This is a genomic window from Ornithinibacillus salinisoli (assembly GCF_042684965.1).
GTDB lineage: Bacteria > Bacillota > Bacilli > Bacillales > Amphibacillaceae > Ornithinibacillus > Ornithinibacillus salinisoli.
Map to the genome: position 1 here is coordinate 89,682 of NZ_JBHUMI010000015.1, position 15,925 is coordinate 105,606.

The window sequence follows — 15,925 nt, forward strand, 5'->3', positions numbered from 1 at the left end:
GGAAATGTTTTTGATACAAATAAAACAGCTTAGTCATCATTTTGAACTAGGAAAGAAAGGGAACACAACTAAATTAACGGTCCTAAAGGATATTACTTTTCATGTGGATAAAGGTGAAATTGTTTCCGTAGTTGGAAAGAGTGGCTCAGGAAAATCAACTCTATTAAATTTAATTAGTGGATTTATACGGCCAACAGAGGGAGAGATATGGATAGGTGATCAAAAAGTTACTAGCCTATCAGAAGCTAAATTTGCAGATTTTCGCTTGAATCATATGGGATTTATCTTTCAAAGCTTTCAACTGATTCCCACTATGACTGCTTATCAAAATATTGAACTTCCACTCATTTTAAAGGGAGAGACTGAGGAGCAAAGAGGGCAGAAAACAATCGAAATTTTAGAAAAAGTAGGGTTGGAAAGTTTTAAGGATCACTATCCAAGCGAGCTATCTGGAGGTCAACAGCAACGGGTGAGTATAGCGAGAGCATTAATATTGGAACCACCATTGATCCTCGCAGATGAACCAACCGGTAGTCTTGATAGCGAAACCGAAACAGAACTTTTACAATTTATCAAACAACTAAATGAAGAATTAGGAGTTACATTTTTGATTATTACACATGATGAAGAGGTAGCACGTATCGGCCACCGCACCATTACGATTCGTGATGGACAACTTATTGAAGGGGCTGAATCGATATGAGGCTAAAAGATCAATTTCAATTTATAAGACAAAACATTAAGAAAAATAGAGTTAGAACGATGATGACCATACTAGCTACTGCAATGGGTTGTACTTTCCTTATCGTACTTGCATCAGTAGGCTATGGATTACAAGAGTCAGTAGTGCAGGATACTTTAGAAGAGCAGATTGTTACAAAGATTGATGTGTATGGCTATGAAGAAGGGGATAATTATCGTTCGTTGACAATGGAAGATATATCTTATTTAGAGAAAGTGGCTGGAGTTAAAGCTGTAACGAAAAGAAATCAACTTCGCCAAATTCCTACATTTACATTGGAATCATACCAGGCAGAAGCAATGGCATATGCAACTGATTTTGCGAGTGAAAAAAAGTCAGGGATTAAGTTAAACGAGGGTAGATTGCCAAAAAATGAGAATGAAATAATAGTAGGGTATCATTTTAGGGACTACTTAACTGACATCACCGAGGGTGAAAATGTCTATGATGAAGAGAGCGGAGAGATAAAAGAAGAATATTTATATCAAGATAATTTACTGGATAGAACGATTGAAATGACTGTGCGAAAGCAAGTGGATAAGGAAGAGGTAACAGAGACTATTCCGTTAACAATTGTCGGAGTATTAGAAGAGCCATCAAGAGAATGGATGAAAGATCAAAGTGTGTTTATTTCTCAAGATGTATATACAGAAGTTCAGGAATTTACTGGTACACCTGGAGGGGAATTAGGTGTAGACCCACAGGACGTTGAAGAAGAAAGTACGAATACGTTTGATGAAGTAACCGTATATGCGACTAATTTAGAAGAGGTTCAAGAGATTTCTGATGAACTGAAATCGGAAAATTATGCAATATATTCTGTTGTCAATGAAATGAAACAGATAAATATGCTATTTACAATTGCTAAAGCGGGATTAATTTTAGTTGGTACGATTGCGATTATCATTGCGTCTATCGGTATTTATAATACGATGACAATGGCCGTTACAGAACGTGCGCCAGATATTGGAATTATGAAAGCAATTGGTGCTAATCCGAAAACGATTAAGCAAATATTTCTATTTGAAAGTAGCTACATTGGGATTATTGGAGCAATTATCGGTACAATTGTAGCCTATGGAGTTAGTTTCTTAGTGAATGTTGGTCTTCCACTGATTATTGAAATGGCCTTTGAAGAAGACATGCCAGAAGGATTACAGTTTTCGTCTATACCAATAAGTCTCGTATTTATAGCAGTAGGGATCTGTCTATTTGTTACGGTGCTATCTGGATTGCGTCCAGCGAAGCGCGCAACACAAATTGATGTGTTAAAAGCAATGAGAAGAGAAATATAAATGGAAAATGTGATTGGATATTCTAAAATTTGATCCAATCACATTTTTATATATTTGTCTTCAAATAATTCCAATCAATCGTGCTTTGTGTAGTTATTTCTTTCACCTCTAACCCAAAAACCAAGACTACATAAAAAATGCAGTCTTGGAATGTGATTTGGAGGTGATTAGACTTCTAAAGGTGTTGTTGGGGATAAACATTGAATTGCACAGAAACAGTGAAGATCAACAGTAATACAAATTCCAGTTTCCACTAGATTGCCTGTATTTGGTGGAACAATTAAATCACATCCACTAGCCTTTTTATCATGATGGTGTGGTGGGCAAGGAGCTTCCTCGAATTCTAGTAGCTCTAGAACAGCACAGCACCCCTTGTCAATCTTTTTAGCACGGAACACAGCAGTTTCTACGCAATCATACACAGCATTGCCTTTTACCCCTGTTGCAACAAAAAGATCGCAATCCCCTTTGCAATAAAGTAGGAATGGAATAGTAGTATCGACAGGGGAAACCGTAGGGGAGAGTAACTGGTCAATAGATTGTTTACACCCAGTAGTACAACAGTTATCATTTGCAGCAGCGGCTACTTCGTCTTGTGCTTTGACAATTTTACGAACAACTTCACAAACACAATCTTCTTGGAATTTGCCTTGAGAACAACTCATAGAAAAACCTCTCTTTCTTTTTATATTTTTTGATACATTATAATCTATGTATGAAAGATCACCGTGGTTGTTTACTAGTCTATTTCTAGTAAAAATGATGAAGTTGGCCATAATTATAATAAGAAATATATGTATGTACTAGTTTATTTGCCAACACCGATTAGTTCGATATGACATAGAAAATAGTAGAGATCTACATGTACCAGAGTAGATCTTACCCACAATCCATGAAATTTTAGAGCCAGTAAAACTATATGCTGGCTCTCTTTTTTATGGGAAAACTGCCAATTATATGAAGTTTTGATTTATAATATTAGAAAATAGTAGTTTTACTCTGTCAAAAGAAAGCACAAATTAGCAGGATTTAAGATAGGAAGCGTGCTAAATTGATATGAAGAGAGGGGATCGTGCATTTGTCTGGACTTCAGCGATTAATTGATAGCATTGATTATATAGAAAGAAATCTGGAATATGAAATTGAGATTGACCAAGTTGCTGCGGTTGCACATATGTCAAAATTTCACTTTCAACGTATGTTTCATATTCTGACAGGTGTAACGGTAGCCGAGTATGTACGAAAACGTCGTCTTACCATTGCAGCTCAGGAATTGATTCAATCAAATAGTAAAGTAATTGATGTTGCTTTAAAGTATGGTTATGAAACACCAGAATCGTTCTCAAAAGCTTTTAGGAGAGTACATGGATTAAGTCCGTCAACAGTAAAGAATAAAGGTCAGTCGCTGAAGGCCTTTCCTAAGCTATCCTTTCAAATTCAAATAAAGGGAGATGTTGAAATGGATTACAGAATCGTGGAAAGAAAAGCATTTCGAATTATGGGTAAAGGAATTCAAGTGACAACAAGAGATGGGGAAAATTTACGTAGAATCCCAGAATTCTGGCAGGAAACAAATACTAGTCAATTTGGCGAAGAGTTGGAAAAAGCTTCTGGTCCCATGGGAGTTCTTGGAGTTTGCATGGAGTTTGATAGTCAACAGGATCTATTCACTTACTTTATTGCAGTTGAAAAAAATGATGAAGCACCTGCAGATTGGGAAGAAAAAGTAATCCCCGCTTCTACTTGGGCTGTGTTTGAAGCAGTCGGTCCACTTCCAGGATCTATTCAAAAAGTATGGGAAAGAATATTTTCGGAATGGTTCCCTTCAACAGGGTATGAACATGCTAATGCACCTGAGATGGAAGTATATCCTATCGAAGGAAAAGTTGATGATGATGACCATCGCTGTGAAGTTTGGATCCCTATTATGAAGAAATAGCTTGGTGAGAGAAAGAGTGATTACATTTGTAGTCACTCTTTTTTTCGAGTTCATTAAATTTAGATGACTTTTCCTTGTTGTTACTATCAAAAACAAGCTAGTTTATGCTATTTTAAATATATGGTTTAATTTCTTGGAAAGGAAGTCTATGATGAAGAAAAAAGTCGGTATTATCTTCGGTGGAAAATCTGCTGAGCATGAAGTTTCCCTACAATCTGCAAAAAACATTGTAGATGCAATTGATAAAGAAAAATATGAAGTCGTACTAGTTGGAATTGATAAAGAAGGAAAATGGCATTTAAATGATCAATCCTCTTATTTGATCAATGCCGAAAATCCAAAACTAATACAATTAAATAAATCAAACGATAATATTGCTATTGTTCCCGGGTCTATGGATCGTCAATTGATTCATGCAGGAAATGCGGTTAATCTAGATCAATTAGATGTTGTCTTTCCAATTGTACACGGAACGTTAGGGGAAGATGGTAGTCTTCAAGGAATGTTACGCATTGCAAACCTACCATTTGTAGGACCGAGTGTACTAGGTTCTTCAATCTGTATGGACAAAGACATCGCAAAACGTCTCCTTCATGCTGCTGGATTAAACGTTGCTAAAGGAGCAACTTTTTCAAAAGCGAAGCGCAATATGGTAAATTTCGAAGAGGTTAAAAAATACTTAGGAACACCTATGTTTATTAAGCCGGCAAATCAAGGGTCATCTGTCGGGGTTAGTAAGGTTTCAACAAAAGAAGCATTTGATGAAGCTGTCGACTCAGCTTTCCAGTATGATAACAAAATTGTTATTGAAGAAACAGTTGTTGGACGGGAGATTGAGTGTTCTGTCTTAGGAAATGAAGACCCGATTGCATCAGTTCCTGGAGAGATATTACCTCAAACAGAATTTTATTCATACGAATCCAAATATATTGATGAAAAAGGTGCAGAACTTGCCATTCCTGCAGAATTATCTGCAGAAATGACGAAGAAGGTCCAAAATGCAGCTGTAAAAGCTTTTGAAACATTACAGTGTGAAGGACTAGCACGTGTAGACTTTTTCTTAACAGAAAGTGGAGAGTTATACGTAAATGAAGTGAATACATTACCAGGGTTTACAAAGATCAGTATGTATCCAAAGCTATGGGAGATTAGTGGTATTCCTTACTCCGAATTAATCAGTAAGCTCATCGAACTGGCCATCGAACGTCATCAACGTGACAATCAGTTAAAAAATACAGTTTGGGATTAAGTAAGAAACACCAAATGCTAGTACGCATTTGGTGTTTCTTCTATTTGTTGTACGTTGAAAATTTATCTGATACAGAAATTCGTTCTTTTTCCACAGGATCTTGATCAAAATACCCCATATGTAAAAAACCTACAATTTTTTCGTGTTCACTTACTTGTAAAATGTCTTTTACTTTTGGATCGTATATATGTGGGTTTGTTTTCCAAACAACTCCTAGTTTTTGTTCCCAAGCGAGTAACCAAAAATTTTGAATCATACATGAAACAGCCCCATAATTTTCATCCCATTGTTTTTGATTATCTGGTTCATCCATGACAACAACGAGAACAGCATTTGGTTCATTTAAATATGCTTCTCGATTTGCTTGCTTTTCTTCTGGATATGTTGCAGCTACTCTTCTAGCAAAATCGGGTCTTTGATCTTGTCCGATAAAGATAAACCTCCATGGTTGGCGCATACCATGTGTTGGTGCCCACACAGCACTATCAAGTAAGTCGAGAACAACTTCTTCGGTTACTTCTTTATTCGTATATCCCTTTTTAACAGCGCGACGTTCACGAATGATTTGTGCGAGCTGGGATCGCTGCTTTATATTTTCCACGAGAATCTACCCCTTTGTTGTGTAATTGATAATTATTCTCAATAATTGTAGTTGAAATCTTGCTAAAAAGCAAATTTACATGTGATATTTCTCGCGTCTATTGCATGCTATTCATGATAATATGGTGATAGGATACTTGGAGGTGATACACATGACATTCTATGAATTCTTAGTATTTATTCATATATTTTCAGCTATAGTAGGCATGGGACCTGGTTTTGTCATGATTTTTACAGTATCAAATGCTTCGACGATGACTGAACTCAGACATGCCTACGCTATACGTAATCGATTACATATTTTTGTGATGGTCGGTGGTAGTTTATTATTAATCACCGGATTATGGATGGGGTTTATTCATCCATATCTTTTTAAACAAGGGTGGTATATGACAAGTTTAATATTGTTTTTAATTGCATTAGCATTTGGTCCCCTCGTCCTATCACCAAGATCTAAACCAATTAAGAAACTTTTACAAGCGTATAAGGGAGAGGAGATTCCTGAACAATACCATATGCTTGCTAAGAGACTATTTTTTGTGGAAAGAATGGAAAACACGATATTCCTGATTGTGATAGCTTTGATGATATTGAAGCCATTTTAACAAACACTAGCATTATATTTTTTAGTAGTAGCAATATGATAGAATTAGATAAATGATTATTCTTGAAAGGTTGATTTGATGAGAGAGTGGAGAAAGGGCAAGAATATTAATGCCCCAATTGAACAGGTATGGAAATTGCTTGATGGTTCCTTAGAAGACATGCAAAAAATAATGCCGAATGTAATTGAGAATAAGCTAATCAAAGAGACAGAAGATAAAGTAGGAAGTATTTATCTCCAGAAGTTTCAAGAGAGGAAACGGGTTCAAGAATATGAAATAGAAACATTGGCTTATGAGAACCATGCCGATCATAAGAAAATGAAAGTAGCTTTTATACTAGCAAATATGTTTGAGATTACAGCAACTTATGAGGTAGAGCAGCTAGAAGATGGTAGAACGTATTTTGTGTATACGACGACGAACAAACCATTAAAGTGGATTGCGAAATTATTAATGAAACTTGGTGGTGGGGACAAAGTGGTTATTCAATTTGTCGAGCGCGTGAAGCAGGTAGCGGAATCAGAAGCGAATTCCGAAGTTACACAATAGATTTTTTGTGAACAGGAAAAGAACTAGGAATTCGAGCCCTAGTTCTTTTTTAATTCTCCTAAATATTCTTCCAAAGTTATTTCTTGTTCCATGATTTCTTTAGCTGCTCTAACTCCAACATAACGTAAATGCCATGGTTCATATTGATACTCGGTTATTTCTTCTTTTCCTAATGGATAGCGGATAATAAACCCAAAATCTGCGGCATTTTCCTGCAGCCATATGCCTTCTTCCGTTTCACCAAACGCCGTGGTTAATTGATAGTCAGCATCAGGACTTGTGACGTCCATCGCGAGCCCAGATTGATGTTCGCTCTCACCTGGTCTTGCACTAAACGTATTTGCCTCCTCTTCCCCATGAGCACTTACATAAGAGGCAAATAGCCCTTCCTGTCTTTCGTAAGAACGAAATCCTGACTGAGCAAATAAATCTAAACCTTTTTGATCAGCTGCAGCAAACATTTGCTCAAGGGCCTTGGCTGCTATTTTTCTCATTTGTTTTTTCGGAAGGTCCTCAGGAAAAGGGAAGCGGACGTCTGGTACGACAAGATCTTCTGGCTCGTAATCCGCAGGTAAAGCATGTTTTTTATTAATCAGAGCTAATATTTCATAAGGATTTCCCAATTCTACAGTTTCCTCATCTATTGTAGTACTCTCTTGAAAGGCTAATGCAGAACCAGGAGTTATTTGCAGGTCACCGGTTATGACTAGTTCTAGGATTTCCCTCGTTTGTTCTTCATAAATTCCAGTGACATCAAAATCCTCTTGTTGTACTTGAAGGTCCGTGATTGCCCACACGGTTTCTTGATTATATATTTCTGTTAAGTCTATTTCATATCCAAGTTCGATTAATATTTCTTGTAATATACGAACGGGTTCACCCTTGTCACCTTTTTGTAAATCTTTCTTTGGTAGGGTTAGCATTTCTTCTTCCTCATTTATATCTTCATTATTATCATCTTGCTGTTCTTCTTGATCCTGTTCATTGCTAGTATCCGGTTGGCTTGTTTCTTCTGGAGATTCTTGATGAAAAGAATTACAACCAGTTAACAATAACGCTATTACAATAACGAATACAGCTATTGATTTTTTGCCTTTCAGCATGTTTCGCCTCTCCTTCGTATACGTTGGTGAAAAGATACTTTCAGTTTCTATTTAACAAGCATAGATATTATTTTCTCATAAACCATCTAACTGGATCAATAGGTATTTATGTGTAAAATGTAAAAAAAATACAATTTGTTTAGTGGGGTATTCTGGAGCATATGCAGTCGCACATTCCTGCCATTTTTCCATATAGATGTAGAAGGTATATCGAAAGGAGTGCGCTCAAATGTCGGAGGCTGTTACCGAAATTAAACCAAACTTAGTGTTGAATTATCGTGCCATAATCGGCTTGCTATTTTGGTGTGCATTAATCGTTGTTTCTAGTGTTTATGTGACAACACCGCTTATCATTCCATTTTCTAGTGAATATCAAGTCACGGAAACAGTAGCTGCTTGGACTAGTAGTTCTTTTTCTCTTTTTTATGGAATTGGCTTTTTGTTATTTGGGCCACTAGCAGATCGATATGGTAGGAAACAAATTATCGTATTTGGTCTAGCCTCATTAACCATCATAACATTTGCCATCGGTTTTGTTCATTCCTTTTATGGGTTGGTTGTACTTCGTGGAGTACAAGGTTTTGTAGCGGCAACATTTGCTCCGACAGCATTAGCATATGTATTTGATATTTTTCCAAAGAAAAAAATAGTAACAGCTATCGGATTTATTAGTTTTGGGTACGTAACGGCGGGAATTTTTGGTCAAGTGATTGCAGATATTATTAATCAAACGTTTGATTGGCATTTTGTTTTTATCTTATTCGGTATCTTTTATTTCATCACTTTTCTTACTGTATTATGTAGTCTTCCATCCTCTGGAAAGAGTACCACACATAAAGGAGTATCCTATTATTTACAGCAAACAAAGGTAATTTTTAGCCAAAAGAATTTTATATATTGCTATACCATAACCATTTTTCTGTTACTTACTTTTATTGGGATGTATACCGTACTGGGTGGATATTTAAGTAGTTCTCCTTTCCATCTTACGGATGTAGAAATTCTATATATACGAGCTGTTGGTATAATTGGAATGATTCTTTCGCCACTGACGGGAATGATCGTGAATAAACTGGGGGTCATGACAACATTAAGACTTGGTCTTGTAACGGCAATTATTGGATTGCTTTCATTAGGTATAGCATGGCATTTATTGTTGATTGTTATCATGAGCATCATTTATGTAGGAGGTATTTCTATGATATTTCCTGCTATAATGATGCTGGTGGGGCAGTTGGGGGGAGAGCAAAGAGCATTAGCCAACTCCTTCTACGCATTCATTTTATTTATTGGTGCCATGCTTGGACCCATTGTTGGAATAGGATTAATGAAAACCGGGAGCTATACGTTAACATTTAGTGTGCTTGCACTTCTATTAGTTATTGGGTTGATTATATCGTTCGGGGTAAAAAAATAAGAAAGTCAGATTCGTAAACGAATCTGACTTCCTTATTACTGTTCTTTTTCAAATAACTTACAAATTTCTACAATAGTTTTAGTTGCTTTTTCCATATTGTTTACGGAAATGTATTCGAATTTGCCGTGGAAGTTTTCTCCACCTGTGAAAATATTCGGTGTTGGTAACCCCATGTACGATAATTGTGATCCATCAGTACCACCACGGACTGGCCGAATGATAGGTTCAATATCTAGATTTTGCATCGCCTGTTTGGCAATATCAACGATTTCCATAACAGGTTCTATTTTCTCACGCATGTTGTAATATTGGTCATTCATTTCTAATGCAACACTAGAATCGCCATGTTTTTCTTTCATTTCTTCAACAAAATGTTGAAGAGTAGCTTTTTTCTCTTCAAAGCTATCTCGGTCGAAGTCACGAATAATATATGTTACTATTGTTTGTTCCACATCTCCATTAACAGAAATGAGATGATAAAATCCTTCGTATCCTTCTGTATGCTCAGGTGCTTCTTGTACTGGGAACTTATTAATGAATTCAGCGGCCATTTTTCCGGCATTAACCATTTTGTTTTTGGCTGTTCCCGGATGAACACTATTTCCATTAAAAGTTACTCTTACCCCAGCTGCATTAAAGCTTTCATATTGAAGCTCTCCTAGTGGTCCTCCATCTACGGTGTAGGCATAGGCTGCTTGGAAACGATCGACATCAAACTTATGTGGTCCACGACCGATTTCTTCATCAGGAGTAAAGGCAACACGGATTTTCCCATGCTTTATATTTGGGTTTTTAATTAAATAATCCATTGCTGTCATGATCTCGGCAATACCTGCCTTATTATCTGCTCCAAGCAATGTTGTTCCATCGGTTGTAATTAATGTATGTCCCTTATAGCTTGGTAACTCAGGGAATTCATTCGCTGAGAGGACTACATTTAATTCTTTATTTAATGTGATGTCGTTGCCATCAAAGTTTTCAATGATTTGTGGCTTTACGTTTTTACCAGTAAAGTCAGTTGCTGTATCAACATGGGCAAGGAAACCGATAGTAGGGACATCCTTGTCTGTGTTTGCTGGTAGAGTAGCCATTACATATCCATTTTCATCCACCGTAACGTCTTCCATACCAATAGCTTTCAGTTCATCCAGTAATAGATTTGCTAACTCAAATTGTCCAGGTGTAGAAGGTGTTGTATCATGTTCTTCATTTGACTGGGTATCAATTTGTACATACGTAGTAAATCGTTTCATGATATCTTCTCTCATGGTTACCTCTCCTTTATGTAATCTTATTCTAATTATACCGTAACTCGAAATATTTTCTAAGAGGAAAACACGAACTTTTATCGAATATAATGAAGAGGAACAAAATTCGACAGGTGACAGGCACCGACAATTTTCGACAAAAGGTGGGGATCGTATGATTAGGGAGGCTAGGTTAGATGATGCGTTGGGCTTGGCGAAGTTAGTGGAACAGGTTGAAAGTGAAAGTGAGTTTATGCTTTATGATCCTGGGGAGAGAAAGCCTACTGCTGAAAAACAACGTAACATGATTCAAGCTTTAACGAAGCAAGACAATGCAACTATTTTCGTTGTTGAAGAAGGAGAGCAGCTCGTCGGCTATCTATTTGCAATCGGTGGAAATACAAAACGAACCAAACATAGTGCCTATTTAGTTATCGGAATCCTTGCCGCGTATAGAGGTAAGGGAATAGGAACTGCGTTATTTAATGAATTGGATCACTGGGCTAGAGAGAACACACTTCATCGTTTAGAACTGACTGTTGTAACGAAAAATAATGCTGGAGTTTCTTTATACCAAAACGCTGGCTTTGAAATTGAAGGAATGAAGAAGGATTCACTCTTCATAGACGGCATGTTTGTTGATGAGTATTATATGGGTAAAATAATAAACTAGTGGAGGGATATCATAATGTTTTTAATAGATGCTGAACAATTAGAAAAGTTGCAAACTCAAAATGAAAATATCGTCATCGTAGATGTGCGGTTTCAGTTACAAGATCCAAGCGCCGGTAGAATAGCATATGAGAGTGGGCACATACCAGGTGCTGCTTATCTGGATTTAAATAACGATCTCTCAGGAAAAGTTTATGAGCATGGTGGAAAACACCCGTTACCAAATCCAAAAGATTTTGCTCAAAAACTTGGTGAAATTGGTATCGATCAGGATACAACTGTTGTCGTTTACGACCAACACAATGATATGTTTGCTTCCAGGCTTTGGTGGCTACTTCAATATATGGGACATGAGAAAGTTTACCTATTGGATGGTGGGTTTGCTGCTTGGATTGCAAAGGGATATGAAACTTCTATAGAAGTACCGATGTTTAGAAAGAAAACGTTTCAGCCAAATGTTAGTCAAGATCAGATTGTTGATGTTAATCGAATAAAAGAAAATATAGAATCTGCAGATGCAATATTAATCGATTCACGTGCAAAGGATCGCTATCTTGGAAAGGAAGAACCTCTGTATAAAAAGGCAGGTCATATTCCAGGTGCCAAAAATTTCTTTTGGAAGAATGTCTTACGAGAAGATGGCTCATGGAAAACGGAGGAAGAGCTTCGAGAACATTTTGCATCATTAAACAAAGATGACGAAATCATTGTTTCCTGTGGGTCAGGGGTTTCGGCGTGTCCAAATATACTTGCTTTAAAGCGTTTGGGGTACAAAAATGTGAAACTATACCCAGGGAGTTTTAGTGATTGGATTTCATATGAAGATAATAGAGTAGAGAAAAGGGATGAGTAGCTTTGGAAAATAAAAAACGTTGTGATTGGGTTCCAGTAGATAATCCATTATATATTGCCTACCATGATCAAGAGTGGGGAAGACCAACTCATGATGACCGAGAGCTTTTTGAAATGTTGTCTTTAGAAGGGGCTCAAGCTGGGCTAAGCTGGATTACAATACTAAAACGGAGGGAAAATTATCGAACAGCTTTTGAACAATTTATACCTGAAATCGTAAGTAACTTTGATGAGGAAAAAGTAAATGAACTTTTGCAGAACGAAGGGATTATCCGAAATAGACTTAAGATTAGGTCCGTCATCAAAAATGCGAGGGCGTTTTTAAACGTACAGAAGGAATTCGGTAGTTTTGATCAATATATTTGGAAGTTTGTAGGTGGAAAGCCCATAGTAAATAATTGGGAGACTATTGATAAGGTACCTGCTGCTACGAAAGAGTCAGAGGAAATGAGTAAAGATTTGAAGAAACGTGGATTTTCATTTGTTGGCCCTACGATTTGCTATGCATTTATGCAAGCTTCTGGAATGGTAAATGACCATACGAGTGACTGTTTTTTGGCCCATAGTCGTTAAATAAGAAAACGATCTACCTTATCTTTTGTGGTAGATCGTTTTCAACTAGTCAATTAATATAGCTGTACCGTAAGCAATGACTTCTGAAGCAGCACTCATAACTTGTGAAGTTTGATAGCGCATGCCTATTATGGCATTAGCTCCAAGATCTTCTGCCTCCTGTACCATTCGTTGGAATGCTATCGTTCTTGCTTCAACCATCATATCTGAATAACCTTTGATCTCTCCACCAACAAGCGTTTTTAATCCTGCGCCAATGTCTCTACCAACATGCTTAGATTGAACCGTACTACCTTGTACAAATCCTTTAAGAGCAACAACGTTCTTTCCTGGTATTTGATTTGTAGTTACAATGATCATCATTTACACCTCCAACATTATTTATATTACCCAAATGAAAAGGAAATTCATAACCTATAATAAAAACCCAATGCCCAGTATTCATACGAAAGGGCATTGGGTTTAGTTACTAGAGCTTAAATACTTTTAATTCATCATTTAGTTGTTCTGCTAGTTTCGCTAGTTCGTCTGCATTGCTAGAAACTTCTTCCATAGAGCTTGATGTTTGTTGTGATGAAGCAGCTGCTTGTTCTACTCCTGCTGCAGATTCCTCAGAAACGGAAGCAATCTCTTCAATTAAATTATTCATATTACTACTATTTTCCGCAATATCTTTTAGGTTTACGGAAATAGTTGTTATTTTCTCTGCCATTTCTGAAACGGAACTATTAATGGTTTCAAAACTACGGCCAGTTGCTTCAATTTGAGATGTACCCTCTTTTACTTCACTATAACCACTATTTAGTGACGTAACGACATCATTTGTCTCCATTTGGATACTTTGTACAATAGTTGTAATTTCTCCTACAGATGATGCTACTTGATCGGATAATTTTCTCACTTCATCAGCTACTACTGCAAATCCCTTACCATGTTCACCCGCTCTGGCAGCCTCGATTGCTGCATTTAGTGATAATAAGTTCGTTTGATCTGCAATATCTTTAATCACGGACACTAATTTGGAAATTTCATTCGATTGATTTTCTAACCCTTGAACTTTGCCAACAGCTTCTGCAACAATTGTGTCAATTTGATTCATTTGAGTAACAGACTGTTTCATTAATGTAGTACCGTCATTCGTTAAGCTTAATACATTTTCTGATGATTTGGCAATTTCTTGTCCATTTTGCTCGGAAAGCTTTACTCTTTGAACGAAATCATTCATGCTTTCTGCTAAGTCAGAAGCGCTGTTAGCTTGCGTTTCCGAACCTGAAGATAACTCTTCCATTGTTGTTGCGATTTGCTCGTTACCTTCCTTCACTTCAACTGCAGATTGAGTTAGTACATCACTTCTTGATGAAACTAGTTCAGATGCAGAAGAAACTTTTAATAAGATATTGTGAATGTTCTCCTTCATTTGATTCACAGCATTTGCTAATTGACCAATTTCGTCTTTACTATTGTATTCCATTGATTTTACTAATAAGTTTCCGCTCGCTACCTCAGAAGTAATCTTGACGACGTTATTTAGATTAGAAGATATAGATCGGCTAATAAATAACATCAAGACAATACCAGCTATTAGTGCTACAGGAATTGCTATTACTAATAAGAGTGCACTTGCATCTAAGCTACTTTTTGATTGCTGTACAGCTTCTTCTTGATCCTTTTTGACAATATTCATTAATTCATCAACTAATCCAACAGTAGTTGATCTTAACTCAGATGATCGATTGCGGATTAAGCCTGCTAGATATTGCTGACCACTATCCAGAGCAGAACCGATTTCATCGAAAAAGATACTATTGAGTTCTTGGTCATTTTCTATTATTTGGGTAAATAAAACTTTTTGCTGTTCCGTATTCATAGTAGGTTCTACTTTTTCCACTAAAGCATCGAATTGTTCCTGGTAATCTGTAAATGCTTCTATGTATCGATTGCTTTCAGAAAGCAAATAATCAGCGATTTGTACATCTTTACCTTGGATGATAGCGGACATGTCTGCCATATCATTTACCCGTTTACTATATTCATCAATCTTTTCGATATCCTGTTGACCTTTGATTAATTGAATGTACACAATAACGCCGGCAATTAAGAATAAGCCTGCTGTTGTAAAAAAGGCGGTCATGTACTTTCTGCTAATCTTCATGTTGCGAATTAAATTTAATCTTTTCTTCATTTTACTTTTTGCAGGCTTTGCTTTAACTTTTGCCGGTTTTGCTTTCTTAAATCTGAATTTTATTTTCTTCATATGTATCCCCCAATTGTAGACAAGACGCGTTTTTCTATATATCGGTTATTTTGTCGGATTATTAAGTACTATTTGTATTATTCGATATCGAATTTTCTAACACTTGAAATCATACCTAATTATCTAGTAAAATAGCAAACTGTGTTTGTATAACATTATGGAGGTGAAAGAGATGATTGGATCAGCTTTTTTGGAAAATGATAAAAATAAAGAACAACTGAAGGAAGAGTTAGATTCATTGGAAATACAGCTCTTTCGCATGCAAAATAATATTAAAGAAATTGCCAAAAACGCAGAAGTGATTAGTATAGATCAAACGAAAGAAGATAATTGGGTTGTAATTTATGCAGATAGAGATGAAGAAAACTGTCAGTTAATGCTGCATAGTTGTGATAGTCCATATCGTGGAAAGTGGCACTCAGCAATTCAGACAGAATATAAAGATGATAACACGATTCATATTGCCGATATTAAAGGAGAAGAAAATAAAGGGTATGGATCTATATTAATGAAGCATTTAAAGGATTTAGCAAGAGATGAAAATGTTCAATATATAACGGGAGATATTGTAGAAAGAGATTTTGATCATGTTGATCGATTAACTTATTTTTATGAAAAACATTATTTTGATGTAAAAATAGATCATGAAGAACAATGCGGAGAAATTGTTTGGAATGATGCGTAACTTGACTATTCCGATTTGGAGTAGTCTTTTTTAATGCCGAATAGCAATTGTCCAATGAAAAAAGCATTTATCCTCAACTTGATTAATTTGTGTTGCTGTATTACACTGTTAATTGAACAGTGGTAAATTAAATGGAGGATTTT

The 15,925-nt window shown here is 36.4% G+C and carries 17 protein-coding genes; 11 read left to right on the forward strand and 6 right to left on the reverse strand.

Annotation, left to right across the window (positions count from 1 at the left end; all coding sequences use genetic code 11):
- Positions 1-10 precede the first annotated feature (10 nt).
- Positions 11-703 (forward strand): ABC transporter ATP-binding protein, encoded by a 693-nt coding sequence (locus ACFSTA_RS10220; RefSeq protein WP_377556572.1) that lies wholly within the window; start codon positions 11-13, stop codon positions 701-703.
- Entirely contained in the window at positions 700-2,037 is a 1,338-nt protein-coding gene (locus tag ACFSTA_RS10225) for an ABC transporter permease (RefSeq protein ID WP_377556574.1), read from the forward strand. The genes ACFSTA_RS10220 and ACFSTA_RS10225 overlap by 4 nt, the downstream gene beginning before the upstream one ends.
- Before the next feature lie 167 nt (positions 2,038-2,204).
- Here ACFSTA_RS10225 and ACFSTA_RS10230 read toward each other — a convergent pair whose 3' ends face one another.
- A complete protein-coding gene (locus ACFSTA_RS10230) occupies positions 2,205-2,702 on the reverse strand; it encodes a CotY/CotZ family spore coat protein (protein WP_377556575.1) in 498 nt (165 codons plus the stop codon).
- Between the two features lie 407 nt (positions 2,703-3,109).
- Between ACFSTA_RS10230 and ACFSTA_RS10235 the strand changes: the two genes are divergently transcribed.
- Complete coding sequence (locus ACFSTA_RS10235) at positions 3,110-3,976, forward strand: AraC family transcriptional regulator (protein WP_377556576.1); 867 nt, start codon at positions 3,110-3,112, stop codon at positions 3,974-3,976.
- A gap of 148 nt (positions 3,977-4,124) precedes the next feature.
- Entirely contained in the window at positions 4,125-5,225 is a 1,101-nt protein-coding gene (gene ddlA / locus ACFSTA_RS10240) for a D-alanine--D-alanine ligase (protein ID WP_377556577.1), read from the forward strand.
- 40 nt (positions 5,226-5,265) lie between these two features.
- On the opposite strand, the gene ACFSTA_RS10245 is transcribed toward ddlA, so the two are convergent.
- Entirely contained in the window at positions 5,266-5,826 is a 561-nt protein-coding gene (locus ACFSTA_RS10245) for a nitroreductase family protein (protein ID WP_377556578.1), read from the reverse strand.
- A 151-nt stretch (positions 5,827-5,977) separates the two neighbouring features.
- On the opposite strand from ACFSTA_RS10245, the gene ACFSTA_RS10250 reads away from it, so the two are divergent.
- Both ACFSTA_RS10250 and ACFSTA_RS10255 read left to right on the forward strand, forming a co-directional pair.
- Positions 5,978-6,430: a DUF2269 family protein gene (locus ACFSTA_RS10250; RefSeq protein WP_377556579.1), complete on the forward strand. Its 453-nt coding sequence runs from the start codon at positions 5,978-5,980 to the stop codon at positions 6,428-6,430.
- A gap of 78 nt (positions 6,431-6,508) precedes the next feature.
- Positions 6,509-6,979: an SRPBCC family protein gene (locus ACFSTA_RS10255; RefSeq protein WP_377556580.1), complete on the forward strand. Its 471-nt coding sequence runs from the start codon at positions 6,509-6,511 to the stop codon at positions 6,977-6,979.
- A gap of 38 nt (positions 6,980-7,017) precedes the next feature.
- On the opposite strand, the gene ACFSTA_RS10260 is transcribed toward ACFSTA_RS10255, so the two are convergent.
- Entirely contained in the window at positions 7,018-8,082 is a 1,065-nt protein-coding gene (locus tag ACFSTA_RS10260) for a D-alanyl-D-alanine carboxypeptidase family protein (protein ID WP_377556581.1), read from the reverse strand.
- Positions 8,083-8,311: 229 nt separating this feature from the next.
- Here ACFSTA_RS10260 and ACFSTA_RS10265 point away from each other — a divergent pair, with 229 nt between their 5' ends.
- A complete protein-coding gene (locus ACFSTA_RS10265; protein WP_377556582.1) occupies positions 8,312-9,499 on the forward strand; it encodes an MFS transporter in 1,188 nt (395 codons plus the stop codon).
- 35 nt (positions 9,500-9,534) lie between these two features.
- Here ACFSTA_RS10265 and pepT read toward each other — a convergent pair whose 3' ends face one another.
- Positions 9,535-10,767, reverse strand: coding sequence for a peptidase T (gene pepT, locus ACFSTA_RS10270; protein ID WP_377556583.1), 1,233 nt, complete (start codon positions 10,765-10,767; stop codon positions 9,535-9,537).
- A 79-nt stretch (positions 10,768-10,846) separates the two neighbouring features.
- Between pepT and ACFSTA_RS10275 the strand changes: the two genes are divergently transcribed.
- The 3 genes from ACFSTA_RS10275 to ACFSTA_RS10285 are packed head-to-tail and all read left to right on the forward strand — an operon-like array spanning position 10,847 to position 12,843.
- Positions 10,847-11,419 (forward strand): GNAT family N-acetyltransferase, encoded by a 573-nt coding sequence (locus ACFSTA_RS10275; RefSeq protein WP_377556655.1) that lies wholly within the window; start codon positions 10,847-10,849, stop codon positions 11,417-11,419.
- A 12-nt stretch (positions 11,420-11,431) separates the two neighbouring features.
- Positions 11,432-12,271, forward strand: a complete 840-nt coding sequence (locus tag ACFSTA_RS10280) for a sulfurtransferase (protein WP_377556656.1) — start codon at positions 11,432-11,434, stop codon at positions 12,269-12,271.
- Positions 12,272-12,273: 2 nt separating this feature from the next.
- The gene (locus ACFSTA_RS10285) at positions 12,274-12,843 is read left to right on the forward strand and encodes a DNA-3-methyladenine glycosylase I (protein ID WP_377556584.1); all 570 of its coding nucleotides are present in this window, start codon (positions 12,274-12,276) and stop codon (positions 12,841-12,843) included.
- Positions 12,844-12,888: 45 nt separating this feature from the next.
- On the opposite strand, the gene ACFSTA_RS10290 is transcribed toward ACFSTA_RS10285, so the two are convergent.
- Both ACFSTA_RS10290 and ACFSTA_RS10295 read right to left on the reverse strand, forming a co-directional pair.
- Positions 12,889-13,203 carry a YbjQ family protein gene (locus ACFSTA_RS10290; protein WP_377556585.1) on the reverse strand — a complete coding sequence of 105 codons (315 nt, stop codon included), beginning with the start codon at positions 13,201-13,203 and terminating at the stop codon, positions 12,889-12,891.
- A gap of 109 nt (positions 13,204-13,312) precedes the next feature.
- Positions 13,313-15,097, reverse strand: a complete 1,785-nt coding sequence (locus tag ACFSTA_RS10295; protein ID WP_377556586.1) for a methyl-accepting chemotaxis protein — start codon at positions 15,095-15,097, stop codon at positions 13,313-13,315.
- A gap of 172 nt (positions 15,098-15,269) precedes the next feature.
- Here ACFSTA_RS10295 and ACFSTA_RS10300 point away from each other — a divergent pair, with 172 nt between their 5' ends.
- Positions 15,270-15,782, forward strand: a complete 513-nt coding sequence (locus ACFSTA_RS10300; protein WP_377556588.1) for a hypothetical protein — start codon at positions 15,270-15,272, stop codon at positions 15,780-15,782.
- Positions 15,783-15,925: the final 143 nt, after the last annotated feature.

Excerpts from the sequence above, each read along its gene's own strand:
- ACFSTA_RS10295 (WP_377556586.1), bottom strand. The coding sequence starts at position 15,097 with ATGAAGAAAATAAAATTCAGATTTAAGAAAGCAAAACCGGCAAAAGTT.
- ddlA (WP_377556577.1), top strand. The coding sequence starts at position 4,125 with ATGATGAAGAAAAAAGTCGGTATTATCTTCGGTGGAAAATCTGCTGAG.
- ACFSTA_RS10300 (WP_377556588.1), top strand. The coding sequence starts at position 15,270 with ATGATTGGATCAGCTTTTTTGGAAAATGATAAAAATAAAGAACAACTG.
- ACFSTA_RS10290 (WP_377556585.1), bottom strand. The coding sequence starts at position 13,203 with ATGATCATTGTAACTACAAATCAAATACCAGGAAAGAACGTTGTTGCT.
- ACFSTA_RS10265 (WP_377556582.1), top strand. The coding sequence starts at position 8,312 with ATGTCGGAGGCTGTTACCGAAATTAAACCAAACTTAGTGTTGAATTAT.
- ACFSTA_RS10260 (WP_377556581.1), bottom strand. The coding sequence starts at position 8,082 with ATGCTGAAAGGCAAAAAATCAATAGCTGTATTCGTTATTGTAATAGCG.
- ACFSTA_RS10250 (WP_377556579.1), top strand. The coding sequence starts at position 5,978 with ATGACATTCTATGAATTCTTAGTATTTATTCATATATTTTCAGCTATA.
- ACFSTA_RS10230 (WP_377556575.1), bottom strand. The coding sequence starts at position 2,702 with ATGAGTTGTTCTCAAGGCAAATTCCAAGAAGATTGTGTTTGTGAAGTT.
- pepT (WP_377556583.1), bottom strand. The coding sequence starts at position 10,767 with ATGAGAGAAGATATCATGAAACGATTTACTACGTATGTACAAATTGAT.
- ACFSTA_RS10255 (WP_377556580.1), top strand. The coding sequence starts at position 6,509 with ATGAGAGAGTGGAGAAAGGGCAAGAATATTAATGCCCCAATTGAACAG.
- ACFSTA_RS10225 (WP_377556574.1), top strand. The coding sequence starts at position 700 with ATGAGGCTAAAAGATCAATTTCAATTTATAAGACAAAACATTAAGAAA.